24 protein-coding genes are annotated in these 24,866 nt (G+C 67.5%); 13 read left to right on the top strand and 11 right to left on the bottom strand.

The window, feature by feature from the left end; genetic code table 11:
* Nucleotides 1-28 precede the first annotated feature (28 nt).
* Nucleotides 29-511 carry a 2-oxo-4-hydroxy-4-carboxy-5-ureidoimidazoline decarboxylase gene (locus BST13_RS36355; protein ID WP_083170802.1) on the top strand — a complete coding sequence of 161 codons (483 nt, stop codon included), beginning with the start codon at nucleotides 29-31 and terminating at the stop codon, nucleotides 509-511.
* Between the two features lie 8 nt (nucleotides 512-519).
* Here the strand turns inward: BST13_RS36355 and BST13_RS36350 are convergent, their stop codons facing one another.
* Together BST13_RS36350 and BST13_RS36345 are read right to left on the bottom strand one after the other, a co-directional pair.
* On the bottom strand, nucleotides 520-1,170 hold the full coding sequence (locus BST13_RS36350; RefSeq protein WP_083170801.1) for an HD domain-containing protein: 651 nt from the start codon (nucleotides 1,168-1,170) through the stop codon (nucleotides 520-522).
* Between the two features lie 54 nt (nucleotides 1,171-1,224).
* Nucleotides 1,225-2,103: an SDR family NAD(P)-dependent oxidoreductase gene (locus tag BST13_RS36345; protein WP_083170800.1), complete on the bottom strand. Its 879-nt coding sequence runs from the start codon at nucleotides 2,101-2,103 to the stop codon at nucleotides 1,225-1,227.
* A gap of 58 nt (nucleotides 2,104-2,161) precedes the next feature.
* On the opposite strand from BST13_RS36345, the gene BST13_RS36340 reads away from it, so the two are divergent.
* Both BST13_RS36340 and BST13_RS36335 read left to right on the top strand, forming a co-directional pair.
* On the top strand, nucleotides 2,162-2,836 hold the full coding sequence (locus BST13_RS36340; RefSeq protein ID WP_083170798.1) for a TetR/AcrR family transcriptional regulator: 675 nt from the start codon (nucleotides 2,162-2,164) through the stop codon (nucleotides 2,834-2,836).
* Between the two features lie 7 nt (nucleotides 2,837-2,843).
* Nucleotides 2,844-3,983: a serine hydrolase domain-containing protein gene (locus tag BST13_RS36335; RefSeq protein ID WP_083170809.1), complete on the top strand. Its 1,140-nt coding sequence runs from the start codon at nucleotides 2,844-2,846 to the stop codon at nucleotides 3,981-3,983.
* Here the strand turns inward: BST13_RS36335 and BST13_RS36330 are convergent.
* The gene (locus BST13_RS36330; RefSeq protein WP_211296275.1) at nucleotides 3,965-4,354 is read right to left on the bottom strand and encodes a hypothetical protein; all 390 of its coding nucleotides are present in this window, start codon (nucleotides 4,352-4,354) and stop codon (nucleotides 3,965-3,967) included. The two genes, BST13_RS36335 and BST13_RS36330, sit on opposite strands and share 19 nt — an antisense overlap.
* A gap of 180 nt (nucleotides 4,355-4,534) precedes the next feature.
* Here BST13_RS36330 and BST13_RS36325 point away from each other — a divergent pair, with 180 nt between their 5' ends.
* Both BST13_RS36325 and BST13_RS36320 read left to right on the top strand, forming a co-directional pair.
* Nucleotides 4,535-4,927, top strand: coding sequence for an STAS domain-containing protein (locus BST13_RS36325; protein ID WP_083170797.1), 393 nt, complete (start codon nucleotides 4,535-4,537; stop codon nucleotides 4,925-4,927).
* Nucleotides 4,928-4,944: 17 nt separating this feature from the next.
* Nucleotides 4,945-5,376, top strand: a complete 432-nt coding sequence (locus tag BST13_RS36320) for an ATP-binding protein (RefSeq protein ID WP_083170796.1) — start codon at nucleotides 4,945-4,947, stop codon at nucleotides 5,374-5,376.
* Nucleotides 5,377-5,380: 4 nt separating this feature from the next.
* Here BST13_RS36320 and BST13_RS36315 read toward each other — a convergent pair whose 3' ends face one another.
* From BST13_RS36315 to BST13_RS36300, 4 genes are all read right to left on the bottom strand, one after another.
* A complete protein-coding gene (locus tag BST13_RS36315) occupies nucleotides 5,381-5,827 on the bottom strand; it encodes a response regulator (protein WP_083170795.1) in 447 nt (148 codons plus the stop codon).
* Nucleotides 5,824-7,353 carry a sensor histidine kinase gene (locus BST13_RS36310; protein WP_083170794.1) on the bottom strand — a complete coding sequence of 510 codons (1,530 nt, stop codon included), beginning with the start codon at nucleotides 7,351-7,353 and terminating at the stop codon, nucleotides 5,824-5,826. The genes BST13_RS36315 and BST13_RS36310 overlap by 4 nt, the downstream gene beginning before the upstream one ends.
* Complete coding sequence (locus tag BST13_RS36305; protein WP_095533862.1) at nucleotides 7,350-8,534, bottom strand: PP2C family protein-serine/threonine phosphatase; 1,185 nt, start codon at nucleotides 8,532-8,534, stop codon at nucleotides 7,350-7,352. Before BST13_RS36305 ends, BST13_RS36310 begins: the two co-directional genes overlap by 4 nt.
* Before the next feature lie 75 nt (nucleotides 8,535-8,609).
* Nucleotides 8,610-9,578, bottom strand: a complete 969-nt coding sequence (locus tag BST13_RS36300) for a TerC family protein (RefSeq protein WP_083170793.1) — start codon at nucleotides 9,576-9,578, stop codon at nucleotides 8,610-8,612.
* 196 nt (nucleotides 9,579-9,774) lie between these two features.
* Here BST13_RS36300 and BST13_RS36295 point away from each other — a divergent pair, with 196 nt between their 5' ends.
* From BST13_RS36295 to BST13_RS36275, 5 genes are read left to right on the top strand one after another with little or no spacing between them, the layout of a single operon-like run.
* Nucleotides 9,775-13,713 (top strand): Pls/PosA family non-ribosomal peptide synthetase, encoded by a 3,939-nt coding sequence (locus tag BST13_RS36295; RefSeq protein ID WP_083170792.1) that lies wholly within the window; start codon nucleotides 9,775-9,777, stop codon nucleotides 13,711-13,713.
* Nucleotides 13,710-15,059, top strand: a complete 1,350-nt coding sequence (locus BST13_RS36290) for a M1 family metallopeptidase (protein ID WP_083170791.1) — start codon at nucleotides 13,710-13,712, stop codon at nucleotides 15,057-15,059. Before BST13_RS36295 ends, BST13_RS36290 begins: the two co-directional genes overlap by 4 nt.
* On the top strand, nucleotides 15,056-16,312 hold the full coding sequence (locus BST13_RS36285; RefSeq protein ID WP_083170790.1) for an MATE family efflux transporter: 1,257 nt from the start codon (nucleotides 15,056-15,058) through the stop codon (nucleotides 16,310-16,312). Before BST13_RS36290 ends, BST13_RS36285 begins: the two co-directional genes overlap by 4 nt.
* Nucleotides 16,313-16,319: 7 nt before the next feature.
* Nucleotides 16,320-17,018 (top strand): glycosyltransferase family 2 protein, encoded by a 699-nt coding sequence (locus BST13_RS36280; protein ID WP_083170789.1) that lies wholly within the window; start codon nucleotides 16,320-16,322, stop codon nucleotides 17,016-17,018.
* Nucleotides 17,015-17,359 (top strand): DUF2304 domain-containing protein, encoded by a 345-nt coding sequence (locus BST13_RS36275; RefSeq protein ID WP_083170788.1) that lies wholly within the window; start codon nucleotides 17,015-17,017, stop codon nucleotides 17,357-17,359. The genes BST13_RS36280 and BST13_RS36275 overlap by 4 nt, the downstream gene beginning before the upstream one ends.
* Here BST13_RS36275 and BST13_RS36270 read toward each other — a convergent pair.
* From BST13_RS36270 to BST13_RS36260, 3 genes are read right to left on the bottom strand one after another with little or no spacing between them, the layout of a single operon-like run.
* Nucleotides 17,343-17,930, bottom strand: coding sequence for a TetR family transcriptional regulator (locus tag BST13_RS36270; protein WP_083170787.1), 588 nt, complete (start codon nucleotides 17,928-17,930; stop codon nucleotides 17,343-17,345). The two genes, BST13_RS36275 and BST13_RS36270, sit on opposite strands and share 17 nt — an antisense overlap.
* A gap of 1 nt (nucleotide 17,931) precedes the next feature.
* A complete protein-coding gene (locus BST13_RS36265; RefSeq protein ID WP_083170786.1) occupies nucleotides 17,932-19,716 on the bottom strand; it encodes an N-acyl-D-amino-acid deacylase family protein in 1,785 nt (594 codons plus the stop codon).
* 29 nt (nucleotides 19,717-19,745) lie between these two features.
* Nucleotides 19,746-20,705: a GDP-mannose 4,6-dehydratase gene (locus BST13_RS36260; protein WP_083170785.1), complete on the bottom strand. Its 960-nt coding sequence runs from the start codon at nucleotides 20,703-20,705 to the stop codon at nucleotides 19,746-19,748.
* A 24-nt stretch (nucleotides 20,706-20,729) separates the two neighbouring features.
* Between BST13_RS36260 and BST13_RS36255 the strand changes: the two genes are divergently transcribed.
* Together BST13_RS36255 and BST13_RS36250 are read left to right on the top strand one after the other, a co-directional pair.
* Nucleotides 20,730-22,481, top strand: coding sequence for a hypothetical protein (locus BST13_RS36255; protein WP_083170784.1), 1,752 nt, complete (start codon nucleotides 20,730-20,732; stop codon nucleotides 22,479-22,481).
* 37 nt (nucleotides 22,482-22,518) lie between these two features.
* The gene (locus BST13_RS36250; protein WP_083170783.1) at nucleotides 22,519-23,799 is read left to right on the top strand and encodes a 13E12 repeat family protein; all 1,281 of its coding nucleotides are present in this window, start codon (nucleotides 22,519-22,521) and stop codon (nucleotides 23,797-23,799) included.
* 25 nt (nucleotides 23,800-23,824) lie between these two features.
* Here BST13_RS36250 and BST13_RS36245 read toward each other — a convergent pair whose 3' ends face one another.
* Nucleotides 23,825-24,220, bottom strand: a complete 396-nt coding sequence (locus BST13_RS36245; protein ID WP_083170807.1) for a tautomerase family protein — start codon at nucleotides 24,218-24,220, stop codon at nucleotides 23,825-23,827.
* Between the two features lie 84 nt (nucleotides 24,221-24,304).
* On the opposite strand from BST13_RS36245, the gene BST13_RS36240 reads away from it, so the two are divergent.
* Complete coding sequence (locus BST13_RS36240; protein WP_083170782.1) at nucleotides 24,305-24,778, top strand: RidA family protein; 474 nt, start codon at nucleotides 24,305-24,307, stop codon at nucleotides 24,776-24,778.
* Nucleotides 24,779-24,866 lie beyond the last annotated feature (88 nt).

Here is a 24,866-nt window from a genome sequence, read left to right as displayed (position 1 = left end):
CGTACCCTGCGCCTTCGATGATGGTCGTGTGTTGATGCATCAGGGCATGGGGCTTGACGCGTACAACGCATTGCCGTTGCGGCGCGCGGTGCACGCGGTCTACGAATGCTGTTACAGCGTGCTGGTGTCCGCCGACCTGGCCCGGTCGCGTCCGTACGCCGACCACGAGAGCCTGTTCCAGAAGGCCGACGAACTGCTGTTCAGCCTGGGCGAGGATTCCATCGACGCCGTGCTACAGGCCTACCCGCTGATCGGGTGCCGCTGGCCCGATCTGCCCGACGTGACTGCGCAGTTCGACGACGCCTTGGTCCGCTATCGTGACCGGTTCGGTTTCGGGTTCGTCATGTGCACGCCCAACTGCGATCCGACCGAGGTGCTCGACAGCATCACCTACCGCCTGCACAACGATGTGGACACCGAACGCAAGGTGGTTCGCAACGAGCTGGCCCGCATCAACCGCACTCGGCTGGAGCGGATGCTGGGCCCCGAGGGCGGGTTCTACAACTGGTAGCCGGGCGACTACTCCGGCCAGCCGTTGTCGAGGATGATCTGGACGAAGTCGTCACGGACGAACGAAGGGTCGTAGTGCTCGAGCACATCGGCGTTGACGTTGCCGAATGTGCTGCGCGGCCGGTGCTTGTTGCCGTCGGTGAAGGCCTGCAGGATCTGACGTTTGAAGTCGGGTCGCGGGTGTGCGGCGGTGACGGCGTCCAGCGCCTCCGCAGAGAGGTCGTCGCGGCCGATCCCCAGCACGTCGGTCTCGACACCTGCTGTCACCAAGGCGATTTCGGGTTCCAGGAACTCGGGCACGCCCGGCGTGGTGTGTAATGCGATGCCCAGCCACACCTTTCGCGCGTCGGCCTCGTCGACACCACGCGTGAGCAGGAACTCCCGAGCCGCGTTGGCGCCGTCGACCTCGAACCGCAACTGGGAGTCGCGGTAGCGCTCGGTAAGCCCGATGTCGTGGAACATCGCGCCGGCGTAGAGCAGTTCCAGGTCGGGCTGCAGCCCGCGGCGGCGGCCCTGCAGCGCACCGAACAGGAATACCCGGCGCGAATGATCGAACAGCAGATCACTTTCCGCATCCCGGATGTATTCGGTGACGTCCCGCACCAGCTGGGTGTCGGGAATGACGATGTCGGCAATGGATTCGACGGATGTATTGGTCATGAATCAAGTCTGCGGAGCAGACCGGCGATCGGGCCGTGTCCTTTCGGCCATGAATCACACAGTTTGCGACATGCCCTCTGGCGGGAACGGCACCGGATAGGGCTCGCCGAAATCGGCCGACCGGCTGACCGCGCGCCACTTGCCATCGTCGACGAGCAGTTGCTCGTCAAGGGCGATCGAGCCTTCCGCGGCGTTGACGCCGAGTGGCAGGTGATACGGAACGTCCTGGCGCCGAGTCATTTTCACCAGGATCTCGGCCGCGCGCTGCGGGTCGCCCGCCATAGTGGCTCCGCTGTGGCTCGCAGCGGCGCGCATGGCCCCGACAGTCTCGACATAGGCGTCGGGCACCTCGTGGACAGTCATCGAAGCTCCCGCCCAGTCAGTGCGGAACCCGCTCGGTTCGACCACCAGCACTCGCACGCCGAACGGAGCAGTCTCGACCTGCAAGACCCGGGAGAAGCCGTCGATCGCGAACTTTGCCGCCTGGTACGACGCGAGCCCAGGTGACCCGCCGACACGACCGCCCATCGACGAGAACTGGATGATCAGGCCGCCCTGCTGGGCGCGCAGGATCGGGATGGCCGCCTTTGAGACGTTGTAGACGCCCCAGAAGTTGGTCTCGAACTGCTCGCGGAAATCCGCGTCGTCGGCGGTCTCGATGGGCGACACGTTGGCGTATCCGGCGTTGTTGACGATCACGTCGAGGCGGCCGAACCGCTCGCGGGACGCGGCCAGCGCCGCAGCAGCGGCGGCCGGGTCGGTGACATCGAGCGCGAGCGGATAGATCTGCTCGCCGAACTCGTCGGCGAGGTCGGCGAGTTGCTCGGGCCTGCGCGCGGTGGCCGCCACCCGATCACCTGCCTCCAGGGCCGCACGAACCAGGGCGCGGCCGAGGCCGCGGGACGAACCGGTGACAAACCAGGTTTTACTCATGAAGTTAGTAAAACATCGTTTCGTTAATAACGCAACACAGTTGCGCTAGACTGCTCGTGTGCCACCCACCGACTTTCAGCGCGCCCGCAGTACCGCGGCCAAACAGGCCCGCGAGCAGGCGATCCTCGACTCCGCCCGGCAGCTGGGCACCGAACTGGGCATCCGGCAGATCACCCTCACCGACATAGCCACGGCCGTCGGCATGCACAAGTCCGCGATGCTGCGGTACTTCGAGACGCGCGAGGAGATCTTCTTGCGGCTCACCGCCGACGGCTGGCGGGAATGGTCGGCCGCGCTACGCGCACGCCTGTACGCCGCCGGCGAAATGTCTCCCGCCGCAGTCGCTTCCACGTTCGCCGCGACGCTGGCCGAGCGTGGGATGTTCTGCGATCTGCTCGCCCAGGCGCCGATGAACCTCGAACGCAACGTGTCCGTCGACGCGGTACGGACATTCAAGCTCGCGACTCTCACGGAGGTCGACGCGATCGTCACCGCAACCCGCAGGGTGCTGCCCGCCCTGACCGAGGAGGACGGCGTCGACCTGGTGGCCGCCGCGACGTCGCTGTCGGGCGCGTTCTGGCAGATGGCCACACCGGGCCCCGAGATCGCCGCGCTGTACCGCAGCGAACCCGGCCTCGCGCACGCCGTCGTCGACGTCGAATCACGTGTCGCACGAATACTTTCCGCCATGCTGACCGGAATCGTCGGCCGAGGCTGTGCCGATACCGCATGATGTGACGATGGACGACGTCGTGCACGGTCACTGCGATGCCCGCTTTCAACCCGTGCGCGACGCGCTCGCAGCGGCCATCGCCTGCGGCGAGGAAACCGGCGCCGCCATAGCCATCGATGTCGACGGGGAGCTGGTCGTCGACATCTGGGGTGGCTACGCCGACGCCGCCAGAACCCGTCCGTGGACCGCCGACACCATCGTCAACGTGTGGTCCTCGACCAAAACCGTGACGGCGCTGGCCGCATTGATGCTGATCGACCGCGGACTGGTCGAGGCCGCCGCGCCGGTGGCCACCTACTGGCCGGAGTTCGCCGCAAACGGCAAACAGGACGTCGAGTTCCGTGACCTGCTCACGCACTCGTCGGGATTGTCCGGCTGGGAACCGCCGTTCGACGCCGAAGATATCTACGACTGGGAGAAGTCGACGGCCGCGCTGGCCGCGCAAGCCCCGTGGTGGCCGCCGGGCACCGCATCCGGCTACCACGCCCTGACCCACGGGCACCTGATCGGCGAGGTGCTGCGTCGCGTGACCGGCACGACGCTCAAGGAGTTCGTGCGCGACGAGATCGCAGGCCCGCTCGGCGCCGACTTCCAGATCGGGGCCCGCCCCGAGGACACCGACCGGATCGCCGAGGTGATACCTGCCGCCGAGCCGCTCGACATCCCGTTGGACCAACTGTCCGAGCTGACCATCAAGACATTCCTCGGGGCCCCGCCACCCACGATCGCCAACACCGCCGCCTGGCGCGCCGCCGACATCGGGGCGGCCAACGGCCACGGCAATGCGCGATCGCTGGCCAAGATCCTGTCGACGATCTCGTTGGGCGGCACCGTGGACGGCGTCCAGCTGCTGCGGCCCGAGACCGTGGACGCTGTCTTCAAACTGCAGCTTGAGGGCCCGGACATGGTGCTGCTCGGCCATCCCCTGCGCTGGGGCCTGGGTTTCGGGCTACCGCAGCGCCAGACGGTGCCGTACATCCCCGACGGGAAGATCTGCTTTTGGGGCGGCTGGGGCGGTTCGTGGGAGACGATGAACCCCGAGCACCGCACCACGTTCGCCTACGTGATGAACCGGATGGGGCCGGGCGTCGAAGGTTCCGAGCGCACCGCGCGCTACCTGACGCGGTTCTACGAAGCCCTGGCCTGAGACCGAGAGGTCAGCAGGCGCTGCACGTCGACACCGACGGCCCGAAGATCCTGGCCCGGCGCGGCCGCGACCAGCGTCACCCCGTCGGCCACACCGGCCGCCTCGATGTCGGCGATCAGACCCGCCAGTCCCAGCACCGTACCGACGTAACGCACGTTGGCGTCGTCCGTCGCCACCTGCAGCGCGCGCCGGGCTGACCGGAAATCAGCGCCGACCGCGACCGTGATGTCGAGGATCACCGCCACGTCCCCGTCGACACCGGCCCGGATCCGACGGGCCCTCGCCAGGTCAGGCGCCGTGATCCGCACCACCGGCTCGCTGCCGTCGGTCAATTCGGTCCACTCATCCGCATCCGCCACGAAGATCCGCACGGGCTCGACGCTACGGACGCCGGACCCGCCGCCGAAGGGTTGTACTCAAGGCGAATACAAGGAAATGTCCGACGGCAGGTGTGAGTCCGTCTCGTTCTGGGTATGTGGGGCATGGCGGCGGCGCTGCCGCTTGTCCTTGTACTGTCGCCATAGGCGCACGAACACGTCGGAGGTGACCATATGACCAGCCAGCCGATTCCCACCGAGGGTCCCAGCAGCACCGCACCGGCGGTCAGCTGCGCGGTTGAAGAACGCCGCGACGGCGACATCAGCGTGGTGGCGGTATCCGGGACGGTGGACATGCTGACTGCGCCACGGCTCGAGGAAGCCATCCGCACTGCCACGAAGAGCTCACCGTCGGCAGTGGTCGTCGACCTCAGCGGGGTTGATTTCCTCGCCTCCGCCGGCATGGGCGTGCTCGTCGCCTCACACAACGCGCTACAGCCCGCGATGCGGTTCGCAGTGGTGGCCGACGGTCCGGCCACCAGCCGGCCTCTCAAACTCGTCGGCATCGACGACGTCGTGGAGTTGTTCGCGACTCTCGACGAAGCACTGGCAGCGGTGAGGAACTAAACGAGACTCACGCCGCCATGTCAGACCAACAACAGTCAGCGTGCTTCGCGAAGGTTGATGTCACTGCCGTCCCAGAATCGGCTGCCCAGGTCCGGCATGAGTTTTCAGACTGGTTGCACAGCAAGGTCATGCTCGACTCGGTCAAGGCCAGCGACGTGCTGTTGGCGGTGAATGAGGCATTGGCCAATGCCGCGGAATTCGCCTATCTGAGTTCCCCGCAGCCCGGCGTCATGCATCTGCGTGCCGATTACGATCCGACCGCCGCAGTCCTCACCGTCACTGTTGCGGACCAAGGCATCTGGCGCTCCGCCCAACCGCCGACGAACAACCCCGCCCGCGGCCGCGGCATACCTCTCATGCGCGCACTCAGTGATCACGCGAGCATCGATTCATCACCGATAGGCACGCAGGTGCGGCTGCAATGGGACCACATCTCCGGCTCCCGGTGACCGGTCAGGACTGAGGCAACCGCACAACCTGCACGAAGAACTCGTCGATCTGTCGAACCGCGTTCATGAACTGGTCCAGGTCAACGGGTTTGGTGACGTAGGCGTTGGCATGCAGCTTGTAGCTGCGGAGAATGTCCTCTTCGGCTGACGACGTGGTGAGCACGACAACCGGAATATGGCAGAGGTCGGCGTCGGACTTGATCTTCTCCAAGAGCTGGCGGCCGTCGTATTTGGGCAGATTGAGGTCGAGCAGGATGAGGTCGGGGGTCGGGGCGTGCTCGAACGCACCCCGGCGGTACAAGAAGTCCAGCCCCTCCTCGCCGTCGCGGGCAACATAGAGATTGTTCTCGATCTTGTTGTGCTCGAACGCTTCCCGGGTGATGAGTTCGTCACCGGGATCGTCCTCGACCAGCAGGATGTCGATCGCACGGCTTTCCGAGCCTGATGTCATACCGCGTTTCCTTCCATTCGGGGCAGGGTGAAATTGATGCGTGTCCCGCCCGTGTACGACGTGTCTATCCAGATGTTGCCACCGTGGTATTCGACGATCTTCTTGCACAGCGCAAGCCCGATACCCGTTCCGCCGTATGCGTCCCGGCCGTGCAACCGCTGGAAGATGACGAACACCTTGTCGGCGAATTCTTCACCGATACCGATGCCGTTGTCCGACACGGTGAACAGCCAGGCGTCAGCGTCGTCGGGCTGATATTCGATCGCGACGTGGGGCACGAAGCCGTCCCGCCTGAACTTCACCGCGTTTCCGATCAGGTTCTGCCACACCATCGTCAGCAGTGTGGGATCCCCGTCGACGTGCGGCAGCGGTTCGGCCGGAAGCACGATCTCCGCGTCCGAATCCTCCACTGCGGCGGACAGATTGCTCAACGCGGACGCCAGCGCCGCCCCGAGATCCACCTCTGTGCGCGTGGCGCCCAGCCGCCCCACTCGGGAAAAGGTCAGCAGATCGTTGATCAGTACCTGCATGCGTTTAGCCCCGTCGACCGCGAAGCCGATGTACTCGATTCCGCGCTCATCGAGCTTGTCGCCGTACCGCTTCTCCAGCAACTGGCAGAACGAGGCGACCTTTCTCAGCGGCTCCTGCAGGTCATGTGACGCCACATAGGCGAATTGCTCGAGCTCGGCATTCGACCGCCGCAACTCGTCGGCCTGCTCGTCCAGCGACGCCTGCGCGGACCGCGCGGCGTCGAGCTCGTCGACGATGCGTTGCCGCATGTCCTCGACGTCGACGGAGATCGCCCGAATGTCCTTGGGCCCCTGGGGAATGATGCGGTCACCGAAGTTGCCCTGGGTGATTCTGCGACACGCGGCCGCGAGTGCGTCCAGCGGTCGGATCACCGCACCGCGTACCCAGACCGCGAGCAGCAGCGCGGTGACGACGAACGCGGCGATGACGGCGATGAGCATTCCGTCGCGCCAGGCCCGGCTGCGGTTCAACTCGGCGCGCGCGGTGTTCCTGACCTGCTCGAAGTGGGCGTTCTGGGCGTCGAAAAGTCCGCGCATGCTGTCAAATTCGGTCTTGCCGCGGTCAGCGGTCCGCTCGTCGACGACAGTGGGTCGGCCGGGTGTGACGCTCACGATGAGTGGGGCGGCATACGTGCTGCGCCACCGGTCGGCCGCCTGCTGGATCGCATCGAGATCGGCCAGTTGCTCTTTGCGGCCGCCCACCAGCGATCGGATGTCGGCTGCGGCTACTGTGGCGGCGTTCTGCCCGTCGTCATAAGGCTGCAGGAACTGACGGTCTGCCGCGATGGCGTACCCACGCACGGCCGTTTCCTGATCGCGCAGCGCGGCCTGCAGCCGGTAGGCGGCCACCCGGGCGGGCTGAACATGGTTGATCAGATCATCGGAAACCTGGTCGGTCCACCGGATCATGAAGACCCCGGCCAAGGCGCCCGCGAGCACGATGCCGCCCATGGTCGCCAAGACCACATTGAGCCAGCCCCGGACGGTGAGCCTCATCGGGCAGACCGCTGCACCCGGATAACGGCGATGTCATCGGTGAGGCCGCCGTGCGGTTGGGCGTAGGCCTCGGCCTGGCGGATCAGCGCGTCGACGAATTCCCGTCCGGGCAACTCTGCCAAGGTGCGCGCCACCTTGAGCAGTCCGGCTTCGCCCAGGCGCTCGTCGCCGCGCCCCACGTGACCCTCGAACAAGCCGTCGGTGAGCAACAACAGGCCCTGCCCTTCCAGCAGCTGCAGTTGGTTGACCGGCCACTCCTCGGCACCGAGACCGAGGGCGGGGCCTGCCGGGGGCTCGATCCACTCGACGGAGTTCCCACCGTGGCCGAGCATCCCCGGATGCCCTGCGCGCACGGCCGTGTAACGGCCGCTGTCAGGATCGATCGCCAAGCTCAGCAGCGTCGCGAAGACGCCGGTCCCGGGACGTTCGGTGGTCAGTATCCGGTCCAGCTGGCGCATGCGCTCGTTTCCCCGTAGCCCCGCGAATGTCAGTGCACGCCAGCCGATACGCAGGGCCACTCCCAATGCCGCGGCATCGGGGCCGTGGCCGGCGACGTCGCCGATCATCACGTGAACTGTCCGGTCGGAGGTCTGGACCACATCGTAGAAATCGCCGCCGATCAGGGCGTCCTGGCGGCTGGGCAGGGACTGCGTGATGACCTCGACGCCCGGGTCACCGAGCAGCAGCGGAGAAGGGAGTAGCCCGCGCTCGAGCCGCGCGTTCTCCTGTGCCCGCAGCCGGCTCGCGTGCAGGGCCACTGCGGTGAGCTCACCACGTTTCCGCTCGATGGCGTACCGCACGGCGCGCACCAGCACCTCCGGCTCCACTCGGCCCTTGACCAGGTAATCCTGCGCGCCCGACGCGACGGCCGAAACACCGAAATGCTCGTCGTGCAGACCCGTCAGCACCACGATCGGGATGGTGGTGTCCAGCTTGCCCAGCCGGTGCAAGGCATCGATCCCGATGGCGTCGGGCAGATTCAGATCGAGCAGCACACAATGCGGCCGGCTGGCGGACAGAGCCTCTTCGGCGTCGGAAAGCGACTGAGCCCAACGAAACTCGATGTCAGCGTCGGCGTCGGCGATCAACTCCTCGACCAGCAGCGCATCGGCTCGATCGTCCTCGACGAGCAGCAGCGACAAGCGCTGGTCAGTACCTGCAGGCACCGATGGTGCGCGCATGGGCCATCACATCCTTAATGTAATGAGGTCACCCAGGTCGCGCTGACCATTTGCTTTAGTGACAACTCCTCGACACTACCGGGCGTCACGCACCCGGGTCTTGTAGAGGCTCGCGACCGTGGTGATCGCCAGGGTCACTACGATCACGCCGAGACTGACCAGCGTCGGAATGTCCGGGACCGGCACGGGCTCACCACCGTTGATGAACGGCAACTCGTTCTCATGCAGCGCGTGCAGCACGAGCTTCACACCGATGAAGAACAAGATGACGGCCAGGCCCTGGGACAGGTACACCAGGCGCTTGAGCAGATCGCCGAGCAGGAAGTACAGCTGGCGCAGGCCCATCAGCGCGAACACATTGGCGGTGAACACCAGGTAGGGCTGCTGGGTGAGGCCATAGATCGCGGGAATCGAATCCAGCGCGAACAGCAGATCGGTGGTGCCCAGCGCGACGATCACCAGGAACATCGGCGTCATCAACCGCGACCCGTTCTCGTTGACCCACAGCCGCAGACCGTCCCAGCGATCCGTCGTCCGCAGGTGCCGCCGCGCGAACCGCACCACGAAGTTGTCGGCGTCGTCGTCGTGCTCGGTGTCGCGCATCAGGTTGATGGCGGTGTACAGCAGGAACGCCCCGAAGATGTAGAACACCCAGGAGAACTCCTCGATGGCGACCGCACCGAGCGCGATGAAGATGCCGCGGAAGATCAGCGCCAGGATGATGCCGACGAGCAGGGCCTGCTGCTGATAGATCCTCGGCACTTTGAAGCTCGCCATGATGATCAGGAAGATGAACAGGTTGTCCACCGACAAGCTGTATTCGGTCAGCCACCCGGCGAAGAACTCCAACCCGAACTGGCTGCCGTGGAAGAACCACACCCACACCCCGAAGGCCACCGCCAGACCGACGTAGATCGACAGATAGGCGGCCGTCTCTCGGGTCGTCGGCTCGTGGGGCCTGCGGCCGATCACCACGACGTCGAACAGAAGCACAGCGATCGTCACCGTCAACGTGACAATCCACTCGAGCTGGGTTACATGCACAGGAATCCTCCGGCCGTCATAAAACGCCGGAGGTCTCTTCCACCCGCCTTACGGCCGGGCCCACAGCACCGATCGGCTTCATGTCAGCCGATGTGATGACGACACTGCGGCGAAGGAATACTCCCCTCCACGGACAAGTGTGCCACGCCGTGCGCTTGATCCGACCACCGAGACCCAGGCTTAGTAGTTTGTACTCGTGACAGCTGCGGATGAAGCACACGCCGAGCACGCGATTCCTGCGCAATACGTGCTTTCCTCTGCGGCGCCCGAGCCCCGGACGCTCGTCGACATCCTGCGCGACACCGCCCAGCGATTCCCCGACGCGCCCGCGCTGGACGACGGGACGGTGCAGCTCACCTACGCCGAGCTGCTCACCGACATCGAGGACAGCGTGGCCTGGCTCGCGGCGCGCGGCATCGGCCGCGGCGACCGGATCGGGATCCGGATGCCGTCTGGCACCTACGCCCTCTACGTGGCGATCCTGGCCACCCTGGCGGCAGGCGCGGCGTACGTGCCGGTGGACGCCGACGATCCCGACGAACGCGCTCAGCTGGTGTTCGGCGAGGCCAACGTCGTTGGCGTGATCACCGAGGGAGGCCTGGTCCGGGGCCCCGGGTCATCGCGAGGCTGGCGCGCGGCGGCGCCGCTGGTTCGTGACGACGCCTGGATCATCTTCACCTCCGGATCGACCGGAACACCCAAGGGCGTGGCGGTGACGCACCGCAGCGCAGCCGCGTTCGTCGACGCCGAAGCACGAATGTTCCTGCAGGAGAACCCGATCGGGCCCGGCGACCGGGTGCTCGCCGGCTTGTCGGTGGCGTTCGACGCGTCCTGCGAGGAGATGTGGCTGGCCTGGCGACACGGGGCCTGCCTGGTGCCTGCACCCCGATCGCTGGTGCGCAGCGGCATGGATCTGGGTCCGTGGCTGGTGAGCCGCGACATCACGGTGGTGTCGACGGTGCCGACACTCGCCGCGCTGTGGCCCGCCGAAGCGCTTGAGGCCGTGCGCCTGCTGATCTTCGGTGGCGAGGCCTGCCCGCCCGAGCTCGCGCAGCGCCTCGCGGTGGACGGGCGCGAGCTGTGGAACACCTACGGACCCACCGAGGCCACGGTCGTGGCGTGCGGAGCCAAGCTGGACGGGCAGGGGCCGGTCAGCATCGGGCTGCCGCTGCCCGGCTGGGATCTGGCCGTCGTGGACGCGAACGGCCGGCAGGTCGCATTCGGTGAGGTCGGCGAATTGGTGATCGGCGGCGTGGGCCTCGCCCGGTACTTGGATCCGGAGAAGGACGCCGAGAAGTACGCGCCGATGCCGACGCTGGGCTGGAGCCGGGCGTACCGCAGCGGCGACCTGGTGCGTCTGGAACCGGACGGCCTCTACTTCCAGGGCCGCGCCGACGATCAGGTCAAGGTCGGCGGCAGGCGCATCGAGTTGGGCGAGGTCGACAACGCGCTGGTCAACCTTCCCGGCGTCAGCGGCGGCGCGGCGGCGGTCCGCAAGACCGCCAGCGGCACCCCGCTGCTGGTCGGCTACATCGCCAGCGCCGATCCCGAGTTCGACCTCGCCGCCGCCCGGGCCTCGCTGTCGGAGGCACTGCCCGCCGCGCTGGTGCCCCGGCTGGTGCTGCTCGACGAGTTGCCGACCCGCACATCGGGCAAGGTGGACCGCAACGCGCTGCCCTGGCCGCCACCCGGCGAGACCGAGCAGGACGCCCCCGACCTCGGCGGCACCCTGGGCTGGCTGGCCGGACTGTGGCGCGACGTCCTCGGCACCGCCGTCGACGGTCCGGAGGCCGACTTCATCGCGCTCGGCGGCGGTTCGTTGTCGGCAGCACAGCTGGTGGCCGCACTGCGGCAGAAGTACCCGCAGGTGACCGTCGCCGACCTGTACGACCACCCGCGGCTCGGTTCGCTCGCCGGATACCTCGACGAACTCAAGCCGCCGCCGCAGGTGGAAACCCGGGTGGTGAAACCGACGCCCTGGCTCACCCAGGCTGCTCAGGTGGCGTTGTCCCTGCCACTGGCCACCCTGACCGGCGTGCAGTGGGTGGTGTGGCTGGCGCTGCTCAACAACGTCGCCGCGGCGGCGCGGATCGTGCCGTGGGCCACGCCGGTGAACTGGTGGTGGTTGCTGGCCGGATTCCTCGTCTTCATCACGCCCGTGGGCCGCATGGGCATCGCCGTGCTGTTCGCGCGCATGCTGCTGACCGGGCTGGAGCCGGGCACCTACCGCCGCGGCGGCGCCGTGCACCTGCGGGTCTGGATCGCCGAGCGGCTGGCCGACGCCAGCGGCGCGGAGAACCTCGCGGGCGCGCCGTGGATGGTCTACTACGCCCGGGCGCTGGGCAACAGCGTCGGCAAGGGCGTCGACCTGCACTCGGCGCCTCCGGTGACCGGCATGCTCAAGCTCGGCCACCGTGCTTCCGTCGAACCCGAGGTGGACCTCACCGGGCACTGGATCGACGGGGACCTCTTCCACGTCGGGCCGGTGTCGATCGGCAACGACGCCACCATCGGGGCGCGCACCACGCTGCTGCCCGGGGCGACCGTCGGCAAGAACGCCGATGTGGCCCCCGGCTCCGCCGTGGTCGGCAAGGTGAAGAACGGCCAGTTCTGGAAGGGCTCGCCTGCGGTGAAGTCGGGCAAGGCCCGTCATCCATGGCCCGACCACCGGCCGGGCCGGGCCCCGGTGTGGGTGGCGGTGTACGGCGTCACCTCGATATTGCTGGGCAGCCTGCCGCTGGCCGCACTCGGTGTCGGGCTGGCCGTGGTCGGCTGGGGCGTGCGCGGTACCGCGTCCCCCACGGCGGCGATCCTGCCTGCCCTGGCGTGGACGCCGGTCGCTGCGCTGGTCGCGATGGTCGTCTACGCCGCACTGACCGTGATCGGGGTGCGGCTGCTGTCCCTTCGCCTGTCGGAGGGCTATCACCCGGTGCGCAGCCGCGTGGGTTGGCAGCTGTGGGCCACCGAACGGCTTATGGACGCGGCCCGCAACTACCTGTTCCCCATCTACGCCAGCCTGCTCACGCCGTGGTGGCTGCGGGTGCTCGGCGCGAAAGTGGGTAAGGACACCGAGATTTCGACGGCGCTGTTCACCCCGAAGTTCACCGAGGTGCAGGACGGCGCGTTCCTGGCCGACGACACCATGGTGGCCTCTTATGAATTGGGCGGCGGCTGGATCCACGTCGCGAAGGCCACCATCGGCAAGCGGGCCTTCCTCGGCAATTCGGGCATCACCCAGCCGGGCCGCAAGGTGCCCGATGACGGCCTGGTCGCGGTGCTCTCGGCCGCCCCGCACAAGGCCAAGGCCGGGTCATCGTGGCTCGGCAGTCCTCCGGTCCGCTTGCGCCGCAACCCGACCGCGGCCGACGCGCTGCGCACGTTCCACCCGTCGAACCGCCTCAAGATCATGCGCGGCACCGTCGAGACCTGCCGCATCATCCCGGTGATCGTCACGTTCGGGATCGGTGTCGCGGTGCTCGGCGCCCTGCAGGCTGCGGCCATCCGCATCGGATATCTGTGGACCGCGCTGGCCAGCGGCATCGTGCTGCTGGCCGCAGGCGCTGTCGCGGGCGCCATCGCGGTGGTGGCGAAGTGGTTGGTGATCGGGCGGATTCGCGCCGTCGAACATCCGCTGTGGTCATCGTTCGTGTGGCGCAACGAGGTGTCGGACACCTTCGTCGAAACCGTCGCGGCACCGTGGTTCGCCCGGGCGGCCAGCGGCACCCCCGTGATGAACCTGTGGCTGCGCGGGCTCGGCGCCTCGATCGGACGCGGCGTGTGGTGCGAAACCTACTGGCTTCCCGAGGCCGATCTGGTCACGCTGGGCACCGCGGCCACGGTGAACCGCGGCTGTGTGGTGCAGACCCACCTGTTCCACGACCGCATCATGCGGCTGGACAGCGTGGTGCTTGAGGACGGTGCGACGCTCGGACCGCACTGTGTGGCGCTGCCTGCGGCCCGGCTGGGCGCCGGGGCCACGGTGGGCCCCGGCTCGCTGGTGATGCGCGGCGACGAGGTTCCGGCGTCGACGCGCTGGCAGGGCAATCCGATCGCGCCGTGGAACCTGTTCGGCAAGAAGCGCGGCGGCTCGGCTGCAGACAAAGGGGCCAAGAACCCCGAGGAAACCGCCGCGTGACGCGATCCGACAAGGCGGCCAAGAAAGCCGCGAAGAAGGCCTCCCCCGCTCCCGTCATCGACCCGTACCTGCCGGGCAACGGCAACTTCGGCTACCGGGTGTCGCGCTACGAACTCGAGCTCGAGTACAAGGTGTCGGCCAATCGGCTGGCCGGGTCGGCCACCATCACGGCCGTCACGCTGGCGCAATTGCGCACGTTCACCCTCGACCTCGCGCAAACCTTGTCGGTGTCGAGGGTTTCGGTGAACGGCCGCAGGCCCGCCCAATTCCGATGTTCGAACGGCAAATTGCTCATCACGTTGGCCTCAGCGTTGCCTGCCGGCGCCGCGATGACCGTGCTGGTCCGCTACAGCGGCAACCCGCGTCCCATCGACACCTATTGGGGCGAAGTCGGTTTCGAGGAGCTGTCGAACGGCGCCCTGGTCGCCGGGCAACCCAACGGCGCGGCCACCTGGTACCCGTGCGACGACCACCCGAGCGCCAAGGCCAGCTACCGCGTCGAGATCAGCACCGACAGTCCGTACTACGCAATCGCCAACGGCGACTTGGTTTCTCGCAGGGTCCGGGCCGGGCACACCGTGTGGACCTATGAGCAGGCCGAGCCGACCTCGAGTTACCTGATGACCCTGCAGATCGGCATGTACGAGCGGCACCGGTTGGCCAAGTCCCCGGTACCGATGCACGCGGTGCTGCCGCCCCGGCTCAAACGCGACTTCGACCACGACTTCGACCGGCAACCGCAGATGATGAAGTTGTTCGTCAAACTGTTCGGGCCATACCCGCTCGCCACCGGCTACACCGTGGTGGTCACCGACGACGATCTGGAAATCCCCCTTGAGGCGCAAGGCATTTCGATCTTCGGCGCCAACCACTGCGACGGGCACCGCGGCGCCGAACGGCTCATCGCCCACGAGCTGGCCCACCAGTGGTTCGGCAATTCGGTGACCGCCAGGCACTGGCGCGACATCTGGCTGCACGAGGGCTTCGCCTGCTACGCCGAATGGCTGTGGTCGGAGAACAGCGGCGGGCCGAGCGCCGCAGAATGGGCCCGCCGCTACCACCACAAGCTCTCAGACCTGCCGCAGAATCTGCTGTTGTCCGACCCTGGCCCGCAGGACATGTTCGACGACCGCGTCTACAAGCGCGGCGCATTGACGCTGCACGTGCTGCGCAACCGCATCGGTGACAAGAATTTCTTTGCGCTGCTGCAGGATTGGACAACCAAGTACCGGCACAGCACCGCGTTCACCGACGACTTCACGGGGCTGGCCACGCGCTACACCGACGAGTCGCTGCAGCCACTGTGGCAGGCCTGGCTGTATTCGAAAGCCCTGCCACCGCTGTGACCGACGGCGGCGTCGCATCGCCAGGCCCCGTCACGCGCAGCAGCGTCGCCACGGTCGGGGCGGCCACCGCGATCACCGCGCTGTGCGGCTACGCCGTGCTCTACCTGGCCGCCAGGGCTCTCGAACCGGCGGGATTCTCGGTGTTCAGCGTGTTCTGGGGCGCGTTCGGCCTGGTCACCGGAGCCGCCAACGGCCTTTTGCAAGAGGCCACCCGCGAGGTGCGGGCGGTATCGGTGAACCCCTACGTCGGACCGGGGCCCCGCACCCACCCGCTGCGGGTGGCCGCGTTGGTCGGGCTGGTCGCGGCGCTGGTGATCGCGGGTACCTCACCGCTGTGGGCTCGGCATGTGTTCGTCGAATCGCCCGTGCTCAGCGTCGTGTTGCTCAGCGCGGGCCTCGCCGGGTTCTGCATGCACGCGACGCTGCTGGGCATGCTGGCCGGGGTGAACCGCTGGTCGCAGTACGGCGCGCTGATGGTGACCGACGCCGTCATCCGCGTCGCCGTCGCGGCGGGCACCGTCGTGCTCGGCTGGGAACTCGTCGGTTTTCTGTGGGCCACCGTCGCCGGCGCGGTGGCGTGGCTGATCCTGCTGATCGCCTCGCCGGCGACCCGGCTCGCGGCCGAACTGGTCACCGCGGGTGGCGCCGGGACCTTCCTACGTGGCGCCGCGCATTCCATCGCCGCCGCGGGCGCCAGCGCGATCCTGGTGATGGGCTTCCCGGTGCTGCTGAAGGCCACCTCGGCGGATCTCGGCGCCGCAGGCGGTGTGGTGATCCTGGCGGTGACGCTGACCCGGGCCCCGCTGCTGGTGCCGCTGACGGCGATGCAGGGCAACCTGATCGCGCACTTCGTGGACCAGCGCAGCGCACGGCTGCGGGCGCTGGTGGCACCGGCCGCCGTGGTCGCGGGACTGGGGGCGGTCGGGGTGCTGGCGGCGGGGCTGCTCGGGCCCTGGCTGCTGCAGGTGGCGTTCGGCCCCGAGTACCGCGCCGACGGCGCACTGCTGGCCTGGTTGACCGCAGGCGCCGTGGCGATCGCGATGCTGACGCTGACCGGCGCGGCGGCCGTCGCCGCGGCGCTGCACCGGGCCTACGCGGCGGGCTGGATCATCGCGACCGTGGCGGCCGTGGCTCTGTTGCTGCTCCCTGTCGGTCTGGAAAACCGCACCGTGATCGCCCTGCTCTGTGCACCGCTGGTCGGAATCGCCGTGCATCTGGTGGCGCTGGGCCGGGCATCGGCAGGACAGGAGTAGTAGTTTGGTGCCCATCGACACCCGCTACCACGACGTCTGGATCGTCATTCCCGCCTTCAACGAGGCGACCATCATCGGCGACGTCATCTCCGACGTTCGCTCCGTTTTCCCTCACGTGGTCTGTGTGGATGACGGCAGCCGCGACAACACCGCCGAGCAGGCCTTCGCCGCGGGCGCGCACGTCGTACCGCACCCGGTGAACCTGGGCCAGGGGGCCGCCATCCAGACCGGGGTGGAATACGCCCGTCGCCAACCCGGAGCCGCGGTGTTCGTGACGTTCGACGCCGACGGTCAGCACCAGGTCAAGGACGTGGTGCGGATGATCGACCGGCTCAGCGCCGACGACGTCGACCTGGTCATCGGAACCCGCTTCGCCGGTGCGGTCACCCACACCCCGCCGCTCAAGCGGATCATCCTGCGGGCCGCGGCATTTCTCAGCCCTCAGAGCCGGGCGCTCGGCCTGACCGACGCGCACAACGGGTTGCGGGTGTTCGATCGAAAAGTGGCCGATTCGCTCAACCTGACGATGAGTGGCATGAGCCACGCAGGCGAATTCATCGCATTGGCATACGAAAACCAGTGGCGGGTGGCCGAAGAGCCGGTCGAGATTCTCTACACCGACTACTCGAAGTCGAAGGGACAGCCGTTGCTCAACGGCGTCAACATCGTCTTCGACGGGCTGTTACGCAGGAGGTTGTCCCGGTGAACTGGATTCAGGCACTGCTGATCGTCTCGGTGCTGGCGCTGCTGGTGTACCTGTTGAACTCGCGCCGCAGTGCCCGGTCCAAGGCGTGGGTCAAGGTCGGTTTCGTGCTGTTCGTGGTGGCGGGCATCTACGCGATCCTGCGGCCCGACGACACCACGGTGGTCGCGAATTGGCTTGGCGTCAAACGTGGTACGGACCTGATGGAGTACGTGCTCATCATCGCGTTCGTCTTCGTCACGCTCTCGGCGTACCTGCGCTTCAAGGACCTCGAACTCAAATACGCCCGGCTGGCCCGCTCCGTCGCCCTGCAGAACGCGCGCGTGCCTACCGAGGACGACTGAACAGCTCCGCCAAGAGATCGATCCGCGCCTCCTCGAGCTCGGGCTGCGGCAGCACCCGGCGCACTATGGCCGCACCGTCGAAGGTGTTGAGCACGACAGCGAGCACCACGGCCAACGCGTCCTCGGGAATCTGCTCGGCGCCAGGGGCGCTCTTGGCGGTTTCGTAGATGTTCTCGACGTACTCGGCCAGCACGGTTTGCAGTGTGCCCCGCAGCTTTTCGTCGGTGCGGGCGGCCACCATGAGCTCGTGCCACACGGTGTTCATGTCGCTGCCGGCGATGTCCCGCAGGATGGTCAGCACCGCGTGTAGCGGCGGCTGTTCGGCCGGGATCTGCGCGACGAGCTTGCTGCCCAGCTCCAACTGACGACGCGCCACCTCATGGGCCGTGGCCGCCATGAAGTCGCTCATGGTCGGGAAGTGCCGGAACAGCGCGCCGTCGGAGACCTTGGCGCGCCGCGCGATCACCGAAGCCGACGCGCGTGCGTAGCCCACCTCGACGATGGTGTCGATGCCGGCGTCGAGCAGCCGGGCAACGGTCTCCTCACGACGTTGCTGCTGGGTTCTCGCCATCTCAAACTGCTTGTGCCACAGGCCGTTCGGCGCCGCGGGCGCGCAGGTAACGACCGGACTTGACGGTGGCGCCATAGCCGTCACGGAACTGCCCGTTGCGGTACACCACGGCACCGCCCACCGCCGTTGCGACGACAGCGTCGTCGTTGCGGTTCACCATCCGGCTCAGGCCGCCGTAGAACGGCACCGACTCCTCGTGGTATTCGTCGACCTGGTCGCCCAGCCCGGCCGGGTCGATCACCACGAAGTCGGCACGCTCACCTTGCCGCAGGGTGCCCGCGTCGACACCGAACCAGTCGGCCACCTCGGAGGTCAGCCGGTGCACCGCGTGCGTCGTGGTGAGGAACGGGCGGCCCGCCAGCTGCGCGTCACGCACCCGCTTGAGCAGCCGCAGCGGGTAGTTGTAGAACGCCATGTTGCGCAGGTGCGCACCGGCATCCGAGAAACCCATGTGCACCGACGGCTCCTTGGCCAGCTTGTCGAGCTGCTTGGGCCGGGCGTTGGCCACGATGGTGGTCCACCGGACATTGCGCTCGCCGTTCTCGACGAGCACATCGAGGAACGCGTCGAGCGGATGGATGCCCCGCTCGTCGGCGATCTGCCCGAACGACTTGCCGATCAGCGTCTTGTCAGGGCATTCGACGATGGTCGCGTCGTGGAAGTCGCGGTGCCACAACGTCGGACCGAGCTTGCGGCGGTCGAACGACCTGCGGAAGCGGCGGCGGTACTCCGGGTCGGCCAGCAACTTGTTGCGGTCCAGCTGGTCACGCAGGTGCAGGGCAGCGGTGCCTGCACCGAACTCCTCGAACACCGGCAGATCGATTCCGTCCGAATACAGCACGAACGGCACCGGCAGATGCTGGAACCGCACCTTGGCGTCCAGGATCCGGTTGAGCAGCCGCGTCCCCGGCCCGAGCACGTGCACTGCGCCCGGCGAAGACTTGGCGTCGGCCGAGACCAGCAGGCTCACCCGCACGCCGCGACGGCGGCCGAACCAGCTGCTGCTCTCCAGGAAGAAGTTCAGTGCCTCCTGCGCCTTGGCGACATTGGGCGCGCTCTGCAGTACCCGGCCGCGCTTGCGCAGCACCTTGATGAGCCTGCGGCGTTCCCGCCAGGTGGCGAAGGTCGAGGGCAGCGCACGAGACCGGAACCGGTCGCCGTCGAGCTTGTCGATCGCGGCGTCCATCCCCGACATGCCGAGCATGCCCGCGGCGAGCGCCTCGTCGAGCTTGGTCGCCATGGCCTCGAGCTCGGCATCGGTCGGGGTGACGTTCCGGGTGGTGGCGCGGTCCAAGCCCAGCACCGAGGCCCGCAGATCGGAATGCCCCAGCATGGACGCGATGTTGGGGCCCAGTGGCAGGTCATCGAGGGCGTCGATGTACTCGGCAGGATTCGTCCACGTGCGGTGCTGCTCCAGCGCACCGAGGACGAACTTGCGCGGCACCGCCTCGACACGGCTGAACAGGTCGGCGGCGTCCTCGGTGTCCGCGTAGACGGTCGAGAGCGAGCACATGCCCAGCAGCACCGTCGTGACCCCGTGCCGCACCGATTCGCGCAGGCCCGGGTCGAGCAGGACCTCGGCGTCGTAGTGCGTGTGCACGTCGATGAAGCCGGGTACGACCCACTTACCGGCCGCGTCGATCACGTCGGGACAACCCGTCTCGTCGAGCGGCTTCACCGAGACCGTCGCGACGATGCCGTCGCGGATGCCCAGCGTGCGGACCTGCGGGGGCGCGCCCGTGCCGTCGAACCACAGACCGTTGCGAACGATGACGTCGTAGGACATGACGTCACGCTAGCTTAGAAAGTGAGCGCTCACAATCTTTTTGTGGACTCGTTCTGCCGAACCCGGAAATAGTCGACGGTCCGCTCCACCCCGGTGGCCAGCTCAACCTGGGGCTCCCACCCGAGCACACTCTTCGCGCGGGCGATGTCGAGCTTGGAGCGGCGCAGGTCGCCCAACCGCGGCGGATGCATCTCCGGCTCGTCGGGCACACCGACGGCTTTCGCGATCACGGTATGGAGCTGCCGCGTCGAGGTCTCGATGCCCGTGCCGACGTTGAACCGCAAACCACCGCCGTCGACGCCGGATGCCCGGACGAAGGCGTCGACCACATCGTCGACGTACACGTAGTCACGCGTGTCAGTGCCGTCACCGAAGATCTTGGTGGGACGGCCTGCCAGCATGGCCTGCGCGAAGATCGCCACCACGCCCGCCTCACCATGGGGATCCTGCCGCGGGCCGTAGACGTTGGCCGGCGCGATGTGCGAACAGTCCAGGTTGTAGAGATTGCGGAAGGTGTTGAGGTACACCTCGCCGGCCACCTTGCTCGCCGCATACGGCGAGGCCGGGTTCGTCGGAATCTCCTCACTGGTGGGGTACGTCGGCGGGGTGCCATAGATCGAACCGCCCGACGACGTGTGCACCACCTTGCGGACCCGCGCCTTGCGGGCGGCCTCGGCGAGCCGGACGGTGCCGACCACGTTGACCGTCGAGTCGAGCTGCGGATCGTCGACCGACCGTTTCACCGAGATCTGCGCGGCCAGGTGGAAAACCACCTCCGGCTGGAACTCGGCCAGCAGCGCGACCAGATCGGCGTCGACGATGTCGGCCTTCACGAATTCGAAGTCGTCGCTGGTCTCCGCACCCTGCAGGTTCTCGACCCGTCCGCTGCTCAGATCATCGAGACCGACGACGCTGTGGCCGTCGGTCAGCAGCCGGTCCACCAGCGTCGATCCGATAAAGCCCGCAGCGCCCGTCACCAGTGTTCGCACGATGACACCGTACAGTCGGCAAGAGTGAACTGGGTCGCGCGCACCGCAGCCGCACTGATCGTGGCGCAGCTCGTGGTCCGCGGCGTACTGGCCTTCGGTGGCTATTTCTACTGGGACGACCTCATCCTGGTCGGCCGCGCCGGCACCCAGAACCTGCTCTCCCCCGGCTACCTTTTCGACGATCACGACGGCCATGTGATGCCGGGCGCGTTCCTGGTCTCCGGCGTGATCACCCGGGTGGCGCCGCTGAACTGGACACTCCCCGCGATCAGCCTGGTGGTGCTGCAGCTCCTGGCCTCACTGGCGCTGCTGCGGGCGTTGTGGGTCATCCTCGGCTGGCGGCCGGTGCTGCTGGTGCCGTTGACGTTCGCGCTGTTCACGCCGCTGGGCGTGCCAGGGTTCGCCTGGTGGGCCGCCGCGCTGAACTCACTTCCCATGCTGGCCGCGTTGGCCTGGGTGTGTGGTGAAGCAGTCCTGCTGGTGCGCACCGGCAACCCCCGGCACACGGTGATCGGGACGCTGGTCTACTTCGGCGGGCTGCTGTTCTTCGAGAAGTCCGCCGTGATCCCCTTCGTCGCGTTCGCCGTCGTCGCCCTCCTCGGGCATGTGACGTCGACCTTCGGGCCCCGGGATGTCTGGCGGCGCGGATTTCGGCTGTGGACGGCGTGCCTGGCGCTGACCGTCGCATGGGTCGGCGTCTACCTGCTGGTGGTCAATCAGAAGCGCTGGAGCTTCGACCTGTCGATGACGTGGGATCTGCTGAGCCGGTCGTTCACCCACGGCATCGTGCCGGGCCTGGCCGGCGGGCCGTGGGCGTGGCAGCGCTGGGCACCCGCGTCACCGTGGGCGACGCCAGCGATCACCGTGATGGCGCTCGGCTGGCTCGTTCTTACCGCCGCGGTGGCCGTGGTGCTGGTGCGCAAGCGGCGGATCCGGCCGGTGCTGGTGGTGGCCCTGGGCTACGCGGTCGCCTGTCAGATACCCATCTATCTGATGCGCTCGTCGCGGTTCACCGCGCTCGAGCTCGCGCAGACGCTGCGGTACCTGCCGGACCTTGTGGTGGTGCTGGCCTTGTTGGCGGCCGTGGGTTTCTGTGCGCCCAACCGGGAGTCTCCCGTGCTCGACGCCTCGCGGGCCCGCACGGCCGTAGGCGTCGGCGTGGCAACAGCTTTCGTCGCCAGCAGCCTGTACTCGACCGCGACGTTCCTGCGGGTCTGGCGCGACAGCCCGGTGCCGGCTTACCTGGCCAACGCGCAGGCCGGGCTCGCGATGGCGTCATCCGCACCGCAGCTGGACCAGGAGGTCGACCCGCTGATCCTGCAACGGGTGGCCTATCCGGAGAACCTGGCCAGTCACATGTTCGCCCTCGTCCGCGCTCGCCCCGAATTCGCTTCGGCGACAACCGAACTCCGCATGTTCGACCGCTCCGGCAAGCTCTTGCCCGCATTGGTGACCTGGGTGCGCAGCATCGCCGAAGGCCCTGCGCCACATTGCGGCTTCCTGGTCCAGCCCGACGCACCCGTGCGCATGCCACTGGACGGCCCACTGCTGCCTGCGGATTGGACCGCCGAGATCAACTACCTCGCCAACAGCGATGGCTCACTGACGATGTCCCTGCCCGAAGGCCCCGAGGTCAAAGTGCCCGTGCGGCCCGGGCTCAACCGCGTCTTCGTCCGCCTGCCCGGTGCCGGTGATGCAATTCTCGTGCGGGCCAACACCGCTGCGCTGTCGGTCTGCATCTCCCCCGGGCCGGTCGGATTCCTGGCGCCGAAGTAGCCCTCACTTGTCGGTGGCCGGGAGTAGCCTCGGTAGCGTGTTCGAAAGTTTGTTCGAAGTCGATCCGCAGGCCAGCGAGGCTGAGCTGCGCGCCCAGGTCGAAACCTTCGAACAACTCAAATCCGCCGCGGCCGCCGCCCAAGCCCGCGCCACCGCACTATGGGCCGCCAAACGCCGCGCCGCCGAAGCCGCTGCAGGCGTGCCGGCCAGCCGACGCGGCCGCGGCCTGGCCACCGAAGTAGCCCTGGCCCGCCACGACGCCCCCGTCTGCGGCGGGACCCACCTGGGCACCGCGCATGCCCTGGTCCACGAAATGCCCCACACCCTGGCCGCTTTGGAGTGCGGCGCGCTCTCGGAATGGCGGGCCAGCCTGATCGTGCGCGAATCGGCCTGCCTCAGCGTCGAACACCGACGCCAACTGGATGCCGAAATGTGCGCGGACGTGTCCCGCCTGCAGGGTTGGGGCAATTCGCGCATCACTGCCGAAGCCAAGAAGATCGCCGCCAAACTCGACGTCGCCGCCGTCGTGCAACGCTGCGCCAAGGCCGCCGAAGACCGGTGTGTGACGATAAGGCCCGCCCCGGACACCATGACGTACGTGACCATCCTGCTGCCGGTCCACCAAGGCGTCGCACTCTATGCGTCAGCCAAACACGCCGCCGACACCACCTTCGACGACCGCACCCGCGGACAGATCATGGCCGACACCGTCTACGAACGCGTGACCGGCAGGCCGGCTGATCAGCCGGTGCCGATCGAGCTGAACCTGGTCATGGCCGACACCACATTGGCCGGTGACGACGACGCCCCCGCCTGGGTCGGCACCTACGGACCCATCCCCGCCGGGTTCGCCCGCACCCTCATCACCGACGCCGCCACCACCGCCGAGGTGAAAGCCACCCTGCGGCGCCTCTACCGCCATCCCCGCAGCGGACAGCTCGTCGCGATGGAATCCCAGGCCCGACTCTTCCCCAAAGGCCTGGCCACCCTGCTCGACCTGCGCGACCAGCTATGCCGCACCCCCTACTGCAACGCACCCATCCGCCACCACGACCACGCCCAACCGCACGCCGCCGGCGGACCAACCAGCGCACTCAACGGACTCGGCACCTGCGAAGCCTGCAACTACACCAAAGAAGCACCCGGCTGGTCAGTCACCACACAAGACACCAACGGCACACACACCGCAGAATTCGTGACTCCCACCGGAGCGGTCTACCGATCGACCGCCCCACCCCTACCCGGACCACCGGTGCGAACCGTGAGCATCATCGAAGGCCAGATCAGCATCGACCTGGTCACCTTCGACGCTGCCTGACATGTGCCGTAAGCCGATTGCGGCCTCAGACGTTGATGTCGAATCCCAGATCAACGTCACAGGCCGCCTGACCGCCCCGCACACCCCAGTTCTCCAGCGCACTCTCACGCAGCAGGATCGTGATGTGGTCGGCCGGAATTCCGAAGGCGCCCAAGCGACTGACGATCTCGCCGTAGAGATTGCGCTTGGCCTGCACCGAGCGGCCCACGAAGCAATCGATGGTGACGAGCGTGTACAGATCCGGGTTCGCGAGCTTCGGTGAGTACGCGAACCGATGCGGCTCGTGGCAAACCAGCCGCACGTGCTTGTCTTCCTCGGGAATCTGGAAGGCAGCGACGAGCGCGGCATGCACGGCATCGATGAGAGCCACCTCTTCGGTGGCGGTGTAGCCCTTGCGGACCTCGATCAGTGAGCTCGGCACCGGCGAATCGTCACACACCCCGGAGCCGGCCGTCATCTGAATATTCGACGTGCGCTGGCCTGCGGTTGGAGCAGGCTGGGCGCCATGGACCTCGATTGCTCCCCACCTCCGCCGGCCCCGAGGATCACTCGCATCAACCCCGACCAACTGCACAAGCCACCGGGTTATCACCACATCACGATCGTCGAGTCCGGGCGAACCGCCTTTCTGGCGGGGCAGTGCCCGCTCGATGTCTCCGGCGCACTGGTCGGCGCCGGTGACATCGCCCGCCAAATCGACCAGGTGGTGTCCAACGCGGCGATCGCATTGGCGGCTGTGGGGGCCCAGCCGGGTCACGTCGTTCGCTCCGTGGTCTACGTGGTGAGCGACGACACCGCAGTTCTCGCCGCCGCGTGGCGACGGCTCACCCGCTCGGTCATCGCCGCGGCATTCACCACCGCGAGCACCCTCCTCGGCGTTTCACGGCTGGGATTCCCGGGGCAGCTCATCGAAATCGACCTGACCGCAGCACTTTTGGACAAACCGGTGGGCGGAGGCGGAGATGAGCCTGACAGGTGAATGAACCACGGATGGAGCCGCCTGGGGGAATCGAACCCCCGACCTATTCATTACTAGGCGACCATTGGGCCTCTAATGGCGCACTAGA

Source organism: Mycobacterium aquaticum (genome assembly GCF_002086485.1).
Lineage (GTDB): Bacteria > Actinomycetota > Actinomycetes > Mycobacteriales > Mycobacteriaceae > Mycobacterium > Mycobacterium aquaticum.
This window is presented reverse-complemented; position numbering and strand designations above follow the sequence as displayed.